General features: G+C 34.8%; 15 protein-coding genes. 12 read left to right on the plus strand and 3 right to left on the minus strand.

The window, feature by feature from the left end; translation table 11 throughout:
- Nucleotides 1-25: 25 nt before the first annotated feature.
- The 7 genes from GON26_RS04155 to GON26_RS04185 all read left to right on the plus strand — a co-directional run bounded on the left by GON26_RS04155 (nt 26) and on the right by GON26_RS04185 (nt 8,376).
- Nucleotides 26-889 (plus strand): DUF58 domain-containing protein, encoded by an 864-nt coding sequence (locus GON26_RS04155; protein ID WP_160373466.1) that lies wholly within the window; start codon nt 26-28, stop codon nt 887-889.
- A 159-nt stretch (nt 890-1,048) separates the two neighbouring features.
- Complete coding sequence (locus GON26_RS04160; RefSeq protein ID WP_160373467.1) at nt 1,049-2,683, plus strand: phenylalanine--tRNA ligase subunit alpha; 1,635 nt, start codon at nt 1,049-1,051, stop codon at nt 2,681-2,683.
- A complete protein-coding gene (locus GON26_RS04165; RefSeq protein WP_160373468.1) occupies nt 2,683-3,684 on the plus strand; it encodes a vWA domain-containing protein in 1,002 nt (333 codons plus the stop codon). The genes GON26_RS04160 and GON26_RS04165 overlap by 1 nt, the downstream gene beginning before the upstream one ends.
- Before the next feature lie 172 nt (nt 3,685-3,856).
- Nucleotides 3,857-4,891, plus strand: a complete 1,035-nt coding sequence (locus GON26_RS04170) for a VWA domain-containing protein (protein WP_160373469.1) — start codon at nt 3,857-3,859, stop codon at nt 4,889-4,891.
- 121 nt (nt 4,892-5,012) lie between these two features.
- On the plus strand, nt 5,013-5,786 hold the full coding sequence (locus GON26_RS04175; RefSeq protein WP_160373470.1) for a tetratricopeptide repeat protein: 774 nt from the start codon (nt 5,013-5,015) through the stop codon (nt 5,784-5,786).
- A 39-nt stretch (nt 5,787-5,825) separates the two neighbouring features.
- Nucleotides 5,826-7,571, plus strand: a complete 1,746-nt coding sequence (locus tag GON26_RS04180; protein WP_160373471.1) for a BatD family protein — start codon at nt 5,826-5,828, stop codon at nt 7,569-7,571.
- Nucleotides 7,572-7,629: 58 nt separating this feature from the next.
- On the plus strand, nt 7,630-8,376 hold the full coding sequence (locus GON26_RS04185; protein WP_160373472.1) for a tetratricopeptide repeat protein: 747 nt from the start codon (nt 7,630-7,632) through the stop codon (nt 8,374-8,376).
- 249 nt (nt 8,377-8,625) lie between these two features.
- On the opposite strand, the gene GON26_RS04190 is transcribed toward GON26_RS04185, so the two are convergent.
- Both GON26_RS04190 and GON26_RS04195 read right to left on the minus strand, forming a co-directional pair.
- Nucleotides 8,626-9,195: a 5-formyltetrahydrofolate cyclo-ligase gene (locus GON26_RS04190; RefSeq protein WP_160373473.1), complete on the minus strand. Its 570-nt coding sequence runs from the start codon at nt 9,193-9,195 to the stop codon at nt 8,626-8,628.
- Nucleotides 9,182-10,162, minus strand: a complete 981-nt coding sequence (locus GON26_RS04195) for a succinylglutamate desuccinylase/aspartoacylase family protein (protein ID WP_160373474.1) — start codon at nt 10,160-10,162, stop codon at nt 9,182-9,184. Before GON26_RS04195 ends, GON26_RS04190 begins: the two co-directional genes overlap by 14 nt.
- 171 nt (nt 10,163-10,333) lie before the next feature.
- Between GON26_RS04195 and GON26_RS04200 the strand changes: the two genes are divergently transcribed.
- From GON26_RS04200 to uvrC, 3 genes are all read left to right on the plus strand, one after another.
- Nucleotides 10,334-10,873: a DUF6934 family protein gene (locus GON26_RS04200; RefSeq protein WP_160373475.1), complete on the plus strand. Its 540-nt coding sequence runs from the start codon at nt 10,334-10,336 to the stop codon at nt 10,871-10,873.
- Between the two features lie 48 nt (nt 10,874-10,921).
- The gene (locus GON26_RS04205; protein ID WP_160373476.1) at nt 10,922-11,092 is read left to right on the plus strand and encodes a hypothetical protein; all 171 of its coding nucleotides are present in this window, start codon (nt 10,922-10,924) and stop codon (nt 11,090-11,092) included.
- Nucleotides 11,093-11,365: 273 nt separating this feature from the next.
- A complete protein-coding gene (gene uvrC, locus GON26_RS04210; protein ID WP_160373477.1) occupies nt 11,366-13,159 on the plus strand; it encodes an excinuclease ABC subunit UvrC in 1,794 nt (597 codons plus the stop codon).
- On the opposite strand, the gene GON26_RS21645 is transcribed toward uvrC, so the two are convergent.
- A complete protein-coding gene (locus GON26_RS21645; RefSeq protein WP_230407893.1) occupies nt 13,156-13,410 on the minus strand; it encodes a hypothetical protein in 255 nt (84 codons plus the stop codon). The two genes, uvrC and GON26_RS21645, sit on opposite strands and share 4 nt — an antisense overlap.
- 7 nt (nt 13,411-13,417) lie before the next feature.
- On the opposite strand from GON26_RS21645, the gene GON26_RS04215 reads away from it, so the two are divergent.
- Both GON26_RS04215 and GON26_RS04220 read left to right on the plus strand, forming a co-directional pair.
- Complete coding sequence (locus GON26_RS04215; protein ID WP_230407894.1) at nt 13,418-15,535, plus strand: patatin-like phospholipase family protein; 2,118 nt, start codon at nt 13,418-13,420, stop codon at nt 15,533-15,535.
- 216 nt (nt 15,536-15,751) lie between these two features.
- Nucleotides 15,752-16,909, plus strand: a complete 1,158-nt coding sequence (locus GON26_RS04220) for a homogentisate 1,2-dioxygenase (RefSeq protein ID WP_160373479.1) — start codon at nt 15,752-15,754, stop codon at nt 16,907-16,909.
- Nucleotides 16,910-16,932: the final 23 nt, after the last annotated feature.

A 16,932-nucleotide genomic window follows, 5' to 3' on the forward strand; every position in this document is an offset into this window, starting at 1 on the left:
AATCTAAAATCTGCAATCCGAAAAAATGGATACAAAAGAGCTTTTAAAAAAAGTACGAAAAATAGAAATCAAAACCAAGAGACTGAGCAATCACATCTTTTCGGGAGAATATCACTCGTCTTTTAAAGGGCGTGGGATGACTTTTAGCGAAGTACGCCAATACCAATATGGCGATGATATTCGTAACATCGACTGGAATGTTACGGCACGCTACAATGAAGCTCACGTAAAAGTTTTCGAAGAAGAACGTGAACTAACCATGGTTTTGATGGTCGATATTTCAGGTTCGGAAGGTTTTGGTTCAAAAAATCAGTTTAAGAAAGACATCGTCACCGAAATTGCGGCAACGATGGCTTTTTCGGCTACACAAAATAATGATAAAATTGGTTTGATTTTATTTTCTGATACTATCGAATTGTATATTCCGCCTAAAAAAGGGCGTTCACACGTTTTGAGAATCATTCGTGAATTAATCGAATTTGAACCCAAAAGCAACAAAACCGACATTGCCCAAGCTTTGAAATTCTTATCGGGAACTCAAAAAAAGAAAGCCATCATTTTTATGATTTCAGATTTTATGTCTGAAAATTATGAGCATACATTAAAGATTGCTTCTAAAAAACACGATATTACCGGAATCAGAGTTTACGATATTCGCGAAGAAAAAATTCCAAATTTAGGAATGGTCACCATGCTGGATGCCGAAAGCGGAAAAATACAACTGGTAAATACAGGTTCAAAAACGGTAAGATTGAATTACGAAAAACATTATCAGGAACGCCTGGACTATTTTAAAGATGTTTTTAGAAAATCTGGCGCAGGAATAGTAAACACAAGAGTTGACGAAAGTTATGTAACGAAGTTATTAGGTTATTTTAAATCAAGATAAAATTAATTTTAGATTGCAGTCCCGATAGCTATCGGGATAGATTTTTAAAAAATTGATAATTGATTTCTGCTGAAGAATTATAACAATAAAAAATCCGCTTAGATCAGCATTCTATGTTTAAGCATTCATTTTAGACTAAAATCTGAAATTAAAAATCAAATGAAATTAAAACTGTACATATTTTTATTTCTGCTTTCAACCACTGTTTTTGCTCAACAAAAACAAGTCGAAACCAGCATTGATACTACAAAGAATAAAATTGGTGCCGAGTTTAAGTTAACGCTTAAAACGGTCGTGAGCTCCAAATCGAAAGTTGTTTTTCCGAAGTTAAAAAATATCGGCGCTTTAGAAGTTATCGAATCCTATCCGATTGATACTGTAAAAAAGAACGATACCTACGAACTCATCAAAAAATATGGTTTAACGCAATTTGATTCCGGAAAATATACCATTCCGGCCATTAAAATTTTAATTGACAAAAAACCTTTTTTAAGCGATTCCCTTTCGGTAGAAGTCGCTAATGTAAAAGTAGATACCTTACAACAAAAAATGTATGACATCAAGGACATTTCCACTGCAGAAAGTGGCATTGGTTCCTGGTGGATTTATCTTTTGATATTGATTGTAATTCTTGCTATTGGTGCATTTGTGTATTGGTACATGAAAAAGCATCAGAAGAAAAAGATTGAAGAAGAAGTTTATAAAACGCCAATCGAAAAAGCGACAAGTTTGTTAAACAATCTGGAGCAAAAAGAATTGGTGCAAAAAGGAGAAATCAAGGAATATTATAGTGAACTGACCGATATTGCCCGTAACTATATCGAAGAAGCGATTCATATTCCGGCAATGGAAAGCACCACATCTGAACTGATTCAGGCCATACGATTAGCTTCTACAAAAAAGAAGATGACGCTAACTCCTGAAACCGTTGAGAATTTGGAACGTGTTTTACGTCAGGCCGATTTGGTGAAATTTGCAAAATCTAAACCTTTGGATTTTGAAATTACTGAAGACCGAAATAAAATCCAAAGAGTTATTCTGACACTTGATAATGCAATACCAACTGAAGTTCCTGCGGAAGAAGAAGATCAATTGCTGAATGAAGCGCAAAGACAAAAGCAAATCAAAATTCAATTACAAAAGAAAAGAAATAAACGAATTGTAACTTCAATAGCAACCGTTGTTTTCCTGCTTACAGCTACAACAACTTATTTTATCGTTACTAAAGGTTTCAGTTTTGTAAAAGACAATCTGATTGGTCACCCTTCCAAAGAATTATTAGAAGGCGAATGGGTAAAAAGCGAGTACGGAAATCCAGGAGTTGTTATCGAAACTCCAAAGGTTTTAAAACGTATGGACACCCAAAAAGTATTGCCTAAAGAAGCGATGGCTTTGATTAAGGAAATGCAGCTGTTTGTGTACGGAAGCATGATTGACAACTTTTACGTGACCGTTTCTACAACTAAATTCAAAAACCCAACTGATATTGATTTAGCAAAGGCACTTGAAGGTTCACTAAAAGTAATGGAAGCGCAGGGCGGTAAAAATATTATTGTAAAACAAGAGGATTTCCAGACAAATGAAGGTATTGAAGGAGTAAAAGGATATGGTACAATGACTGTTTTAAATCCAATTGACAAAAGCAGTACAAAAGCATATTATGAAATTTTGCTTTTTAAACAAGAGCAGGGATTACAACAAATCGTGATTTTACACGAAGAAGGTGATACCTATGCAAACGAAATTTCGGCCCGAATTTTAAATTCTGTTGAACTTAAAAAAGCAAGTAACTAATGGGAAAGATAACTTTTTTAAATCCGGAATTTTTTTGGTTATTTTTAATCATTCCGATAGCAATTGCCTGGTTTTTCTGGAAACGCAATGAGCAGTCGGCAACATTAAAAATAAGTTCAACACAAGGTTTTAAAGGTTCTGAGTCTTTTTTAACGAAGTTCAAACCTTTTTTACACGTTTTTAGAATAATAGCACTCTGTTCGCTAATTATTGCATTGGCAAGACCAAGAACGGTTGACATCAGCAATCAGACCAAAACAACCAAAGGAGTTGATATCGTAATGGCAATTGACGTTTCGGGAAGTATGCTGGCCAAAGATTTAAAGCCAAACCGTATGGAAGCTTTAAAAAGAGTAGCAGCAGATTTTGTTGAAGAACGCCCAAATGACAGAATCGGATTGGTTTTATACGCTTCAGAAGCTTATACTAAAACGCCTGTAACGAGTGACAAAGCCATTATTTTAGAAGCTATAAAAAGCATCAAATACGATCAGGTTTTACAAGACGGAACAGGAATTGGGATGGGATTGGCTACTGCGGTAAACCGTTTAAAAGACAGTAAAGCTAAAAGCAGAGTAATCATTTTATTGACTGATGGTGTAAACAACGCTGGTTTTATAGAACCTGAAACCGCTGCAGATATTGCGAAACAATACGGTATAAAAGTATATACAGTAGGAATTGGAACCAACGGAATGGCCGAATTTCCTTATGCCTATGCACCAAACGGTGGATTTTTATTTAAAATGCAAAAAGTAGAAATCGACGAACAATTGATGAAAAGCATTGCCAGAAAAACCGATGGAAAGTATTTTAGAGCAACCAGCAATGACAAATTAGCCGAAATATACAATTCGATCAATAAACTAGAAACAACAGAAATCGAAGAACTAAAATTCTACGATTACGACGAAAAATACAGGCCTTTTGTTTTATTAGCTGCCTTTTTATTGTTACTTGAGGTTGGATTACGAAACACTGTTTACAGAAGTTTTATTTGATTTTTCAAATCAAAAAATTCCAAAATTTAAATTCCAAATTCGAAAATGGATTAGTAAAATTTAAAAAAAAATAAAATTGGAATTAGAAATTTAAAAATTAAACTTTTAAGAACAAAAAATTGGAATTTGGAATTTATCTCAACGATTTGAGATTGGAATTTTAAAAATATTTATGGAATTAGACGAAAAAAAATATTTATACTTACTCATTTTACTACCAATAGTGGTGTGTATTTTCTTTTTTAATTTGTATTGGAAAAGAAAAAAGCAACGCGAATTTGGGGACTTAGACATGGTAAAAAAACTGAGTCCGGAAAGCTCCACTTTTAAACCTGTTTTAAAGTTGGTCGTTGTTCTTTTGGCTTTGGCTTGTTTGATTATCGGATTGGTAAACCCTAAAATGGGGACCAAAATGGAGACCGTAAAACGCGAAGGAATCGACATCGTTTTTGCAGTCGATGTTTCCAAAAGTATGCTGGCCGAAGATGTTGCGCCAAGTCGTTTAGAGAAAAGCAAACAAGTCGTTTCGCAGATTATTAACAATTTAGGAAATGACCGAATTGGGATTGTGGCATACGCCGGAAGTGCTTTTCCCGTACTCCCTATCACTACAGATTATAGTGTTGCCAAAATGTTCCTGCAAAGTATGAGTCCTGGAATGGTTTCCTCGCAGGGAACATCATTGGATGAAGCCATCAAATTATCATCGACTTATTTTGATGAAAAAAGCAAAACAAGCAAATTGCTGATTATGATTTCGGATGGTGAAGACCATTCTGAAGGAGCCTCGGGTGTAGCCGAAGAAGCTAACAAACTGGGAATAAAAATCATTACCATTGGTATAGGAACTGAAAAGGGAGGAACAATTCCATTAAAAGAAAACGGTGTCATCAAAGGCTATCAAAAAGATAATAATGGTGAAACCGTTATCACAAAACTAAATCAGGACGGATTAAAAGCTATTGCAAAAGCGACTAAAGGTGGTTATGTTTATGGCGGAAATACCAAAGAGGTTTTGGATTACATCAAAAATGCCTTAAATAATATTCAGAAAACAGAATTTGAAGCGATACAAATGGCCGAATTTGAATCGCAATTTCAGTGGTTTTTAGGTTTCGCTTTCTTCCTTTTGTTTTTGGATATTTTCCTGTTAGAAAGAAAAACAAACTGGGTGAAAGAGTTGAATTTATTTAATGAAAAGAAATAATAAAGTTCGCCACAAATTACTCGAATTTACATGAATAACGTTTTTAATAACTATTCGTGAAATTCAAACACAAGAAAACTAATTAGTGAAATCTGTGGCTAATAAAAAATAAAAAAATAGAATGAAAAATTTACTTCTTTATATTTTAATAACGTCTTCTTTTGCAGTTTCGGCTCAGGAGAAAGACAAAACATTGCCTGTTGCCAATGAAGAATATAAGCAGAATAAATTTGTTGATGCAGAGGCAAATTACAGAATTTCGCAATCAAAATTTTCGAGAACAAGCGCTCCTTCCTATAATTTAGGTAATACCATTTACAAACAAAATCAAATTTCCGAAGCCAAGTTTGCTTACGCTAAAGCGATAAAAAAAGCCAAAACAAAACCGGAGAAACACAAAGCCTTTCATAATCTTGGAAACGTTTTTATGAAAGAGAAAGATTATACGCAAGCCGTAGAAGCTTATAAAAATGCCTTGCGTAATGATCCTACCGATGAAGAAACACGCTACAATTACGCATTGGCAAAACAAAAGCTAAAAGAAAATCCTCCGAAAAACGATAAAAACAAGGATAAGGATAAGGACAAAAAAAACGACAAAAAAGACGATCAGAAGAAAGACGGCGACAATAAAGACAAAAAGGACGGCAAAGACGATCAGAAGAAAAACGACAAAGGCGATCAGGACAAGGATAAAAAAGACGGTAAAAACGATCCTAAAAAAGACGACCAATCAGATAATAATGGCGAACCAAAAGAAATGCCAGGCGGAATTTCTAAAGACCGTGTTCAGAATTTATTAGATGCCGTAAACAATGAAGAAAAGAAAATTCAGGATAAGGTAAACGCTCAAAAAGTAAAAGGAGCACCAAGAAAAGCCGAAAAAGACTGGTAAGATTTAATTTAAAAAAAGATAAAAAAGAATAAACGAGTAATGAAAAAACACTTAGTTCTATTACTATTAAGTTTTCAAGGGCTTATGGCCCAGGTTCAGTTTGAAGCCAGAGTGAGCAAAAACACTCTGGGGCAAAACGAAAGATTTCGCATTGACTTTATGATGAATGTTGATGGCGATAACTTTGAGGAGCCTGCATTTGAAGGATTCAGAGTAGTCGCAGGTCCAAGTCAGCAAATAAGCCAATCCTGGGTGAATGGCAGAAGTTCTTTTCAGAAAATATACTCTTATATCCTTCAGCCTATTCAAAAAGGAAATTTTGTTATAAAACAAGCCTCTATTGAATATAATGGCCAAGCCTACAAAACAGCACCCATAAAAATAAAAGTTACCAATGCTGTACCGCAGGAAAATGACCCTAACAATCCGCAGCAACAAGGTGGTTCAAATGATTCGTCATTAAACTTAATCGCTGAAATTTCGAAGACAAATCCGTACCTGAACGAACCCATCACGGTGGTTTACAAATTGTATTTTAATAATATCAATGTAAACGGTTTTAAAGAACTCGGAAAACCCAAATACAATGATTTCTGGAATCAAAATATCGAAATCAAACAATTACAAATAGAAGAAGGAAATTATAAAGGAGAAAGATCTTATTTCGTAGTTCTTAAAAAAACTATTTTATATCCTCAAAAAGCAGGATTACTAACCATTGAGCCATTGTCTCTTGATATTGGTGTAGAATATCCTAGCAATCGTAGAGATATGTTTGGACAAATGATTCTTACTCAAGGAAATAAAGTAGTATCGGCAGGAGCCAAAACTATTAATGTAAAAGCACTTCCGGAAGCTGGAAAACCAATTGGATTTACAGGCGCTGTAGGTAAATTTAATTTTACTGTTACACCTTCGAAAACAACCTTGAAAAACGGCGAAAGTCTGGATTTAATGGTCACTGCAACTGGAGACGGAAACATGAAATTGTTTACATTGCCAAAACCAGTTGTTCCAAACGCTTTAGAAATGTACGATCCCGTTCATGACGAAAAAGTGACAACTTCACTAGCTGGAATGTCCGGAAAAATTTCGGATAAATACACCATTATTCCGCAATACAAAGGAAAATATGCCATTAAACCGATGGAGTTTTCTTATTTTGATTTGAATTCAAAAACCTATAAAACCATTACTTCTTCAGAAATTATGGTGGATGTATTAGATGGTCCAACGCCGGCAGAAGCCAACACCAGTTCTAAAAATGTTGTTGCAAAAGCGGAACAATTTAAACATATTAAAACCAGAACCGTTTTAGTAAGTACTGCTAAAAAAGATTTTTATGGTTCGAAATTGTATTACGGTTTATTGCTTTTACCATTTATCATCATCCCGATTATAATCCTGGCGAAGAAGAAAAAAGATGCAATTGACAGTGATGTAACGGGTAACCGAATTAAAATGAATAATAAATTGGCTAAAAAGTATTTGTCTGAAGCTAAGAAACAGCTTAACAACAAAGAGCCATTTTATATTGCACTGGAAAAAGCAATGCACAATTTCCTGAAAGCGAAACTACATATCGAAACTTCAGAAATGAGCAAAGACAATATTCGTGAATTATTATTATCCCGAAATGCAAATCCTGAAACCGTTCAAAGTTTTATTGTTCTGACAGAAAATTGCGAGTTTGCACGTTATGCACCGGCTTCAACTGCATCTATTCAGCAGGATTACGACAAAGCGGTTTTAATTATTTCGGAATTAGAAAAGCAAATTGTTTAAAATTTAAGACAAGATCTAACAGTTTATAAAACCTGTTAGGTCTTAAATAAAAATTAAAATGAAAAATATACTCTATCTCTTTTTATTAATTTCACAAGCTTTCTTTGCTCAGGCTAGCTTTGAGAAAGGGAATGCCCTGTACCAAAAAGGTTTTTACCAGGAAGCGGCGCAGGCTTATGAGACTGTCGTAACGGATAATAAAGAACAATCGGCGGAGCTGTATTTTAACTTAGGAAACTGTTATTATAAACTGAATAAAGTTGCTCCTGCGATTTACAATTACCAAAAAGCTTTGGTCCTGAAACCAAATGATACTGAAACTTTAAATAATCTGAAATTTGCCAAAAAACTAACTATTGACGAAATTAAAGAAGTGCCAAAAGTAGGTTTTGCAAAACTAATTCAGAACTTCACTTCTATCTTCGATTATAATACCTGGGCTATAATTTCAGTCGAAATTTCTTTTGCTTTCTTGTTGAGTTTTATTGGTTATTATTTTTCACAGTTAACACTTTCAAAAAGATTGTATTTCATTGGGATGTTTGTGCTTCTTTTTGCTTTATTGTTAACGGTTTCAGCAGGAATGTCTGAAAAAAATCATTTTGATAATGACAGACCAGCAGTAGTTTTTGCAGAAATGACCGAATTACGAAACGAGCCACAAAAATCTGGTTCTAAAATAATATTGTTACACGAAGGCGCAGTTGTTTATGTAAAAGAAAGTTTAGAAAACTGGAAAAAAGTAGAACTGACAGACGGAACCGAAGGCTGGATTGAAGCTTTGGCAATTCGCGAGGTGAAGTAAATTTAAACCATATAAGGTATATAAGAGATTCAAGGTAAATGCTGTTGAGTTTAATTTTAACCCGTTGGGTGAAATTATTTTTAACACATAACTATGTGTGAAAAAACGAGTTTCTTTTTGATTTCCTTTTTTTTTTAAAAATCATAAAATCTATGTTTTCTATGTGTTTAATTAATTTTTATTAATCAAACACAACGGGTAATTTTAAAAAACTTCCATTAGCTTATATAACTTATATGGTTCAAAAACCTAAAACGCATAAATCCTCTCAGGCGTCACACAATAATCCAGTTTTATATCCAATTCAAAAACATCTTCGATTTCTGATTCAGCTTCAAAAAAAGAAAGTCCAATTTTGATGGTTTCCGGCTTACATTCGGCTAAAAATTTATCATAAAACCCTTTTCCGTAGCCCACGCGATTTCCTAAAATATCAAATGCCAAAAGCGGTACAAAAACTACATCGATAGTTTGCGATGGAACGGGCAAACCATTTACAGGTTCCGGAATATTGTATTCATTTTTCTTGATTTTAGTGTTATCCGTCAATAAAAAATGAGTCATTCCTCTTGACTCAAAATCACTTTTAGAAATCACAATTTCTTTGTCTTTACCCGAAAGTAAATGCAAAATATACTCCGTATTCACTTCTTTCTGCTCTTCGATAGGCAGAAAAACATGAAAATAGGTTTTCTCCCAAATGGGTAAGTTCAGAATTGTATTGGCTATAGCCAGACTCTTTTCTTCAAGATCATCAAGAGTCAGTTCCTTTCGAAGATTTTTATACTGTAAACGTAAATCTTTCTTATTCTTCGTCATAGTCAGGATTGGTATTAGACATGTGATAAATCGCGTCGCCTTCATAAACAATTGGTGAATGATTGGCATTGATAATAAAACCGTCATGAGGCGCTTTTACTTTTCGCTCAAACTTACCAAATGGATCGGTAATCGTGGCTAAAATAGTCCCTTTTTGCACATATTTCCCAACCAAATTAAAATCATGCAGCAAACCGGAACATTTAGCCCGCAGCCAAACCGAATTTTTGATATAAATCGTTGGTGCTTCAAAAGGCTCCACAATTTGGTTGCTATTGAGCATATTCAAATGTGCCAGTAAGCGTTTAGCACCCTTTACGCCTTCATTGGCCACAATGTTATTAATATCAATAGATTTTCCGCCTTCAAAAAGCAGCATTTTCACATTGGCTTTTTCAGATGTATTTCTGAAAGAACCTGCAATATTTTTAGAGAACAAGGTAAACGGTGCATTAAAAACATCTGCTAGAATCTTCAGCTCCGGATTATTCTCGGTAATTCGAATTTGTGGCGCATTAAACCTGCTTGCTCCACCTGCATGAAAATCTACCGCATAATCTAAAATTGGTAAAATCTGAGTTGTTATATGAAACGCAAACCGGCTGGCCAAAGAACCTTTTTTTCTTCCAGGAAAAACCCGGTTCAAATCCCGTCCATCCGGAAATTCACGCGATTTATTGACAAAGCCATACATATTAATAACCGGAATACAAATAATAGTGCCTCTTGAAGGGCGATTTATTTTTTTACTGATAATCTGCCGCACAATTTCTACCCCGTTTATTTCATCACCATGAATTCCAGCCGAAAATAAAACCACCGGCCCATCAATTTTTGAACGGCGTACGATAATCGGAATATTTAATTTTGTAGTAGTGTGTAAGCGGGCAATTTCGACATTTATAGTTCTGCTTTCACCGGGCAAAATCGTCTCGCCAAAAATCACCAAAGTTTTGCTGTTTTTCATATCGAATTATAAAATCTAAATATAGAAATTATTCTTTTGATTTCGTAAATTTGAAATTAATTCGATTTGTAGGAAATTATCGTTAAGTTTGCAAAAAAACTAAATCTTTAAACATGAGCTTATTAGTTTTTTAAATTAATTCATCAAACTTATTCTAAAAAAAACTACACTTTGAAAACTCTACCAATATATCATATCGAACAAATTGAAGACGAAATAAAAATCCAATATTTGTTTGCCAGCATTGGTGAAAAAACAATCATTAAAGCAATTGAATACTCACCTGTAACTACTTTGGGAGCAAGAACCGTCTATAATTTAGGTTTTGGAGATTATGATGAAGCCAACGGCACAATTATTGACGATATTAACAGTAACAATGGTGATATTTATATAGTATTTAATACCGTATTAAGTACTGTTCCTGTCTTTTTTGAAACAAACCCAGACGCAGTAATTATTGTTAGTGGTAGTGATAGTCATGAAGATTTTATAAATAATTGTCTTCCAGATTGTAGAAAGAAATGCGTAGATAAATGCAAGAACTACCAAAGAAGAATAAAAGCATATAGATATTATGTAGATAAAAACTTCGATGAACTATGTAAAGAATTTATTTTTTTTGGACGCAATAAAACAAAAGAAAACACATTTGTCCAATATATTCCAAACCAAGATTACAATGACATTTTGGTTTACAAGAAAAAATAATATAAATTTGTGTATAATTAAGCATTATTTCTAATGTAATTTAATAGTATGAAAACAATTAAACCAACTTTAAAAGCTTCTAAAGTTATTGTTGAATCAACAATAATTAAAGAGAGAATTGCAACTGTTGCTAATAATCTTAAAGGAAAAGAATTGTTTACGGATAAGATAGAACTGGCAAAGAAAAGTTTAAGTGACTTAAAATCTTTACCTATTTAAATACAATAGCCCAAATAAAAAAGTCGATTTAGAGAAAACTAAATCGACTTTTTTATTTTACACATTTGTTGAACTCAAAAAATAATTTTCTACAACAAATTCGGACAATTCATTAAATAGAAAGTTGTTTTGTATTTAGGATGATTTGGCAAATCCGAATAATGGGCTTAATTTAGCGCCAAGGCCGCTGTAGTAACATAACGTTACATTTTGTGGCAAAATCGGAATGATTTTTGAAACCACTTTTTACTCTATTTCCAGAAATAAAACAGCATGCAAAAACCGTCTTTAGATCTCCAAATTCTAACCCTGCCAGACAATCCTGGCGTGTATCAATATTATGACAAAGACGGCAAAATTTTATATGTTGGCAAAGCCAAAAATTTAAAAAAAAGAGTCTCTTCCTATTTCAATAAAATTCACGATACCGCCAAAACTAATGTGCTGGTAAGGAAAATTGTAACCATAAAACACATTGTGGTTCCTACCGAAACCGATGCGCTTTTGTTAGAAAACAACTTGATCAAAACCCTGCAGCCCCGTTACAACGTACTGCTTCGTGATGACAAAAGTTATCCTTGGATTTGTATTAAAAAAGAACCTTTTTCGAGAATATTTTCGACCCGTAGAATGGTCAAGGACGGTTCTGAATATTTTGGCCCGTACACCAGTTTCAAAACGGTACATACTATTTTGGATTTAATCAAAGAATTATATCCCTTGCGAACCTGCAATTATGATTTGAGCGAATCAAACATCAATTCGGGAAAATTCAAAGTTTGTCTCGAATATCATATTGGCAATTGCAAAGGTCCCTGTGAAGGATTGGAATCAATAGAAGATTATCAAAGACAAGTGGATGCGATTCGTGAAATCCTGAAAGGAAATTTCAAAGAAAGCATGAAAGACTTCAAGCGCTTAATGATGCTGCATGCCCAGGAATTACGTTTTGAAGAAGCCCAGAAAATCAAAGAAAAAATAGAAGTCCTTGAAAATTACCAATCGCGATCCACGATTGTAAATCCAAAAATTACCAACATAGACGTTTTCTCGATTGTATCAGACGAAAGTGCGGCGTATGTCAACTTTTTACAAATTTCGCATGGTTCGATCATTCGTTCGCATACTTTAGAAATAAAGAAAAAACTGGACGAATCAGATGAAGAACTACTCGAACTGGCCATCATAGAACTTCGGGAGCGTTTTCATTTATTATCAAAAGAAATCATTGTTCCGTTCGAAGTTGATTTGGGCGAAAACATCAAAATAACCGTTCCGCAACTGGGTGATAAAAAACAAATTCTGGATTTATCAATCCGAAATGCCAAATTTTACCGAATCGAACAGCTTAAACAATTGCAAATAGTAGATCCTGATCGTCATACGAATCGCATCATGGCGCAGATGCAAAAAGATTTGCGTTTGCCTGTAGAGCCTCGCCATATCGAATGTTTTGACAACTCGAATATTCAGGGAACCAATCCGGTTGCGGCCTGCGTCGTTTTTAAAGACGGAAAACCAAGCAAAAAAGAGTATCGCCATTTTAACGTAAAAACGGTCGAAGGCCCAGACGATTTTGCCTCGATGACCGAAATTGTGTATCGCCGTTACAAAAGATTATTAGACGAAAACGAACCGCTTCCGCAATTGATCATTATAGACGGTGGAAAAGGACAGCTTTCATCAGCCTTAAAAAGTATCGACGAATTAGGTTTACGCGGAAAAATTGCCATTATCGGAATTGCCAAACGTCTCGAAGAGCTTTTTTATCCCGGCGATTCGATTCCGTTGTACCTCGATAAAAAATCCGAAACGTTAAAAGTCATCCAGCAATTACGTAACGAAGCCCACCGATTCGGCATCACTTTTCATCGTGACAAACGAAGCAAAGCCGCCCTTAACTCTTCGGTAGAAAGCATTCCGGGCATTGGCGAAAAAACCATGCTTACGTTAATACAACATTTCAAAAGTGTTAAAAGATTGAAATTGGCTACAGAAAAAGAAATTTCAGCTGTTGTTGGAGTAGCAAAAGCCAAAAAAATTACCGACTTTTACAAAACCAATTAGTTTTCTTTTATGCGCCAAAAACTGCTGTCCATTACAAATACTCGGTCAAAAATCTTTTTTTCTACGCCAGAAAAAGGAGCTTCTTGGGTCGCTCTTTTTTGGCAAGAAAAAATAGCTTTTTGCCTCTCGCAGTTTTCCATTTCCATCAGTGGCGTGGCACTCGTTTTTATAACAATCTTTCTGTTTAATTCGCAGGAGTCATTTTCACAAGAAAAGACTCCGGATAGCACCAATAGTACAAAAAGACCCAAAATAGGTTTGGTTTTAAGCGGCGGTGGTGCCAAAGGTTTTGCACATATTGGCGTTTTAAAAGTTCTGGAAGAAGCAGGAGTCAAAATCGATTATATTGGCGGAACCAGTATGGGTGCTATTGTTGGCGGACTTTACGCATCAGGTTACAATGCAGCTCAAATCGATTCTATATTCAAACAAACGAATTTTGATGAACTGATAAACGATTATATCCCGCGTTCTTCAAAAAATTTCTATGGCAAAAAAAATGACGAATTGTACGCATTGGCCTTGCCTTTCAGTAATTTAAAAGTAGGAATCCCGGAAGCGCTCTCAAAAGGAATGTACAATTATAATTTATTGAGCAGCCTTACCCGAAATGTGCGACATGTTCGTGATTTTAATGAACTGCCAACCCCTTTTTTATGTATTGCAACAAACATCGAAACCGGCGAAGAAGTCGTATTAGACAAAGGCAATTTAGTTCAGGCTATGATGGCAAGTGCTGCATTCCCCTCTTTATTTTCTCCAATTGAAATCGACGGAAAATTATTAGTCGATGGTGGTGTAGTCAACAATTATCCAATCAAAGAAGTTCGTAATTTAGGTGCTGATATTATTATCGGTGTTGATGTACAAGACGATTTATTAGATCGTAAAAGCCTGAAAAATGCTACGAGAATACTAGTACAGATTACCAATCTCCAGTCTATCGACAAAATGAAACGAAAAATAAAAAACACCGATGTTTATATCAAACCTGATATAAGCGATTACGGTGTGATTTCTTTTGACAAAGGTTCTGAAATCATTCGAAAAGGAGAAGATGCTGCCTTTAGCGTTTACGAAAAAATCAAATCGTTAGTAGATGAAGAGCATTATTACAAAAAGCCTAAGCTAGAAATAGCAACAGATACATTAAAAATTGCAAAAATAAATAGTAATAAACTAGATAATTTTACCAAAGAATATATCAACAGTAAACTTCGTTTTAAACCAGGAAGCACAATTACGTATCAGGATTTACGAGTTGGAATCAATAATATCAATGCGACACAAAACTTTAGTGCATTGTCTTATCGTCTTGACCCAAATGGCCAAAAAGACGATTTAAACTTAGAATTACAGGAAAACCCAACACAAACCTACCTAAAACTGGGCTTGCATTATGACGGACTTTATAAAAGTGCCGTTTTACTAAATCTTACGCACAAGAAAACTTTTTTAAAGAATGATGTAACCTCATTGGATATTATTTTAGGAGATAATTTCAGATACGATTTAAATTATTATGTCGAAAATGGATTTAATATCAGCTTTGGTTTTCGTTCCAGATTAAATCAGTTCAACCGTAATGTTACCACAAGCATCAGTAATGCTTCAACGCAGAACCCAAACATTAATTTGATTAATGTAGAGTTTCTGGATGTTTCGAATCAGGCTTATTTCCAGACCATTTTTGTACAAAAATTTTTAATGGGCGGAGGTGTCGAACATAAATTTCTAAAAATAAAATCGCCTACCCTTGCCAATATTGACCAAAAAATAGATGAAAGTACGTATTGGAGCCTTTTTGGATATCTAAAATATGATTCTTTTGATGATAAGAGTTTCCCGAGCAGAGGCTGGTATGGATCGGGAGATATTCAGACGTATTTAGCCTCTTCAAATTATACAGGATTATTCAATCCTTTTACAACTGCCAAAGCTGAAGCCGGTTTTGCGAGAACACTTTTCAGAAAAGCGACTATAAAATTTCAGGCCGAAGCAGGTCTGACATTTGGCAATGAAAGTGTTCCCTTTTTTGATTATATCCTTGGTGGATATGGTTATAATAAAACGAATAATTTCAATTATTTTTATGGTTATGATTTCCTGAGTATTGCAGGAAATAGTTTTATCAAGTCGGCAATCACGGCAGATTATGAAATTGTAAAGAAAAACCATATCAATTTTTCAGCCAATTTTGCCAATCTCGGCGACGATATTTTTAGCAGTGTCGATTGGGTTTCGATGCCCAAATACACAGGTTATGCAGTTGGTTATGGTTTAGAAACCATTATTGGGCCGATCGAAGTTAAGTATTCCTGGTCACCGGAAAACCCAAAGGGCTTTACCTGGTTTAGTATCGGATTTTTGTTTTAATTTGTAATTTAAATCAATAAAAATTACGATATTTGTTGTAATGAAAACAAAATGGACAGGTTTATTAGAGTATCTTCAATTCCTTATTAAGAGAAATCCTGAGTAAAGGCTATCGAATTGAGGTAATTAGTCATTGAGTAAAATGAACTGATTATCTGTTCATACAATTCAAATTTTTCGAATTATCTAATTTACAAATTATCTAATTGAAAAGCCATGCCATTATATCATAAACTTGGAAACTTTCCTCAAAAAAGACACACCCAATTCGAAAAACCAAACGGTGGTTTCTACTACGAACAATTGTTTGGTACCGAAGGTTTTCACGGACATTCATCCTTGTCATACCATGTTCACCGACCTACACAGGTTAAGGAAATTCTGAATTCATATTCGGTTGAACCTAAAATTGCAATCGGAAAAAACATAAAATCATTATTATTTAAAGGTTTTGAATTAAAACCTGAAAACGACTTTTTGGATAGTCGCAAAGCCATGCTGGTCAACAAAGACTGTATCATAGGTTTGGCAGCTCCAAAAGAATCGCTCACAAAATATTTCTACAAAAATGCCGATGCCGATGAAATGATTTTCATCCATAAAGGAAAAGGGAAACTGCGTACCATGTTAGGCAATATTCCTTTTGAATACGGCGATTACCTTATTATTCCACGCGGAATCATTTACCAAATAGAATTTGAAACCCAGGAGAACCGACTTTTCTACGTTGAATCTTACGCTCCTTTTTATACACCAAAACGTTATAAAAACGCATCAGGTCAGCATTTGGAACATTCGCCTTTTTGTGAACGCGATTTTATTTTGCCAAACGAATTGGAAACACACGATGAAAAAGGTGATTTTTTAATTAAAATCAAAAAAGAAGGTATGATTCACGAAGTGGTTTATGCTACACATCCTTTTGACGTTGTGGGTTGGGACGGCTACAATTTTCCGTACGGATTTTCGATTCATAATTTCGAACCTATAACTGGGCGCGTTCATCAACCGCCACCAGTGCATCAAACTTTCGAAACGGCCACTTTTGTCGTTTGCTCATTCTGTCCAAGATTATACGATTATCACCCGAAGGCAATTCCGGCACCTTACAATCACAGCAATATAGATTCAGACGAAGTACTGTATTATGTCGATGGCGATTTTATGAGCCGTAATAATATTGAGCAGGGTCATATCACGTTGCATCCAAAAGGCATTCCGCACGGACCAGCTCCTGGTGCAATGGAACGCAGTATTGGTCATAAAGAAACCCAGGAATTAGCCGTTATGGTGGATACTTTCAGGCCATTGATGGTTACCGAAGAAGCTATGGGACTTGATGATGGACAATATTATAAATCCTGGACGGAGTAGCGAATTAGATAATGTGTCAATTT

Source organism: Flavobacterium hydrocarbonoxydans, from assembly GCF_009789235.1.
GTDB classification, from domain to species: domain Bacteria; phylum Bacteroidota; class Bacteroidia; order Flavobacteriales; family Flavobacteriaceae; genus Flavobacterium; species Flavobacterium hydrocarbonoxydans.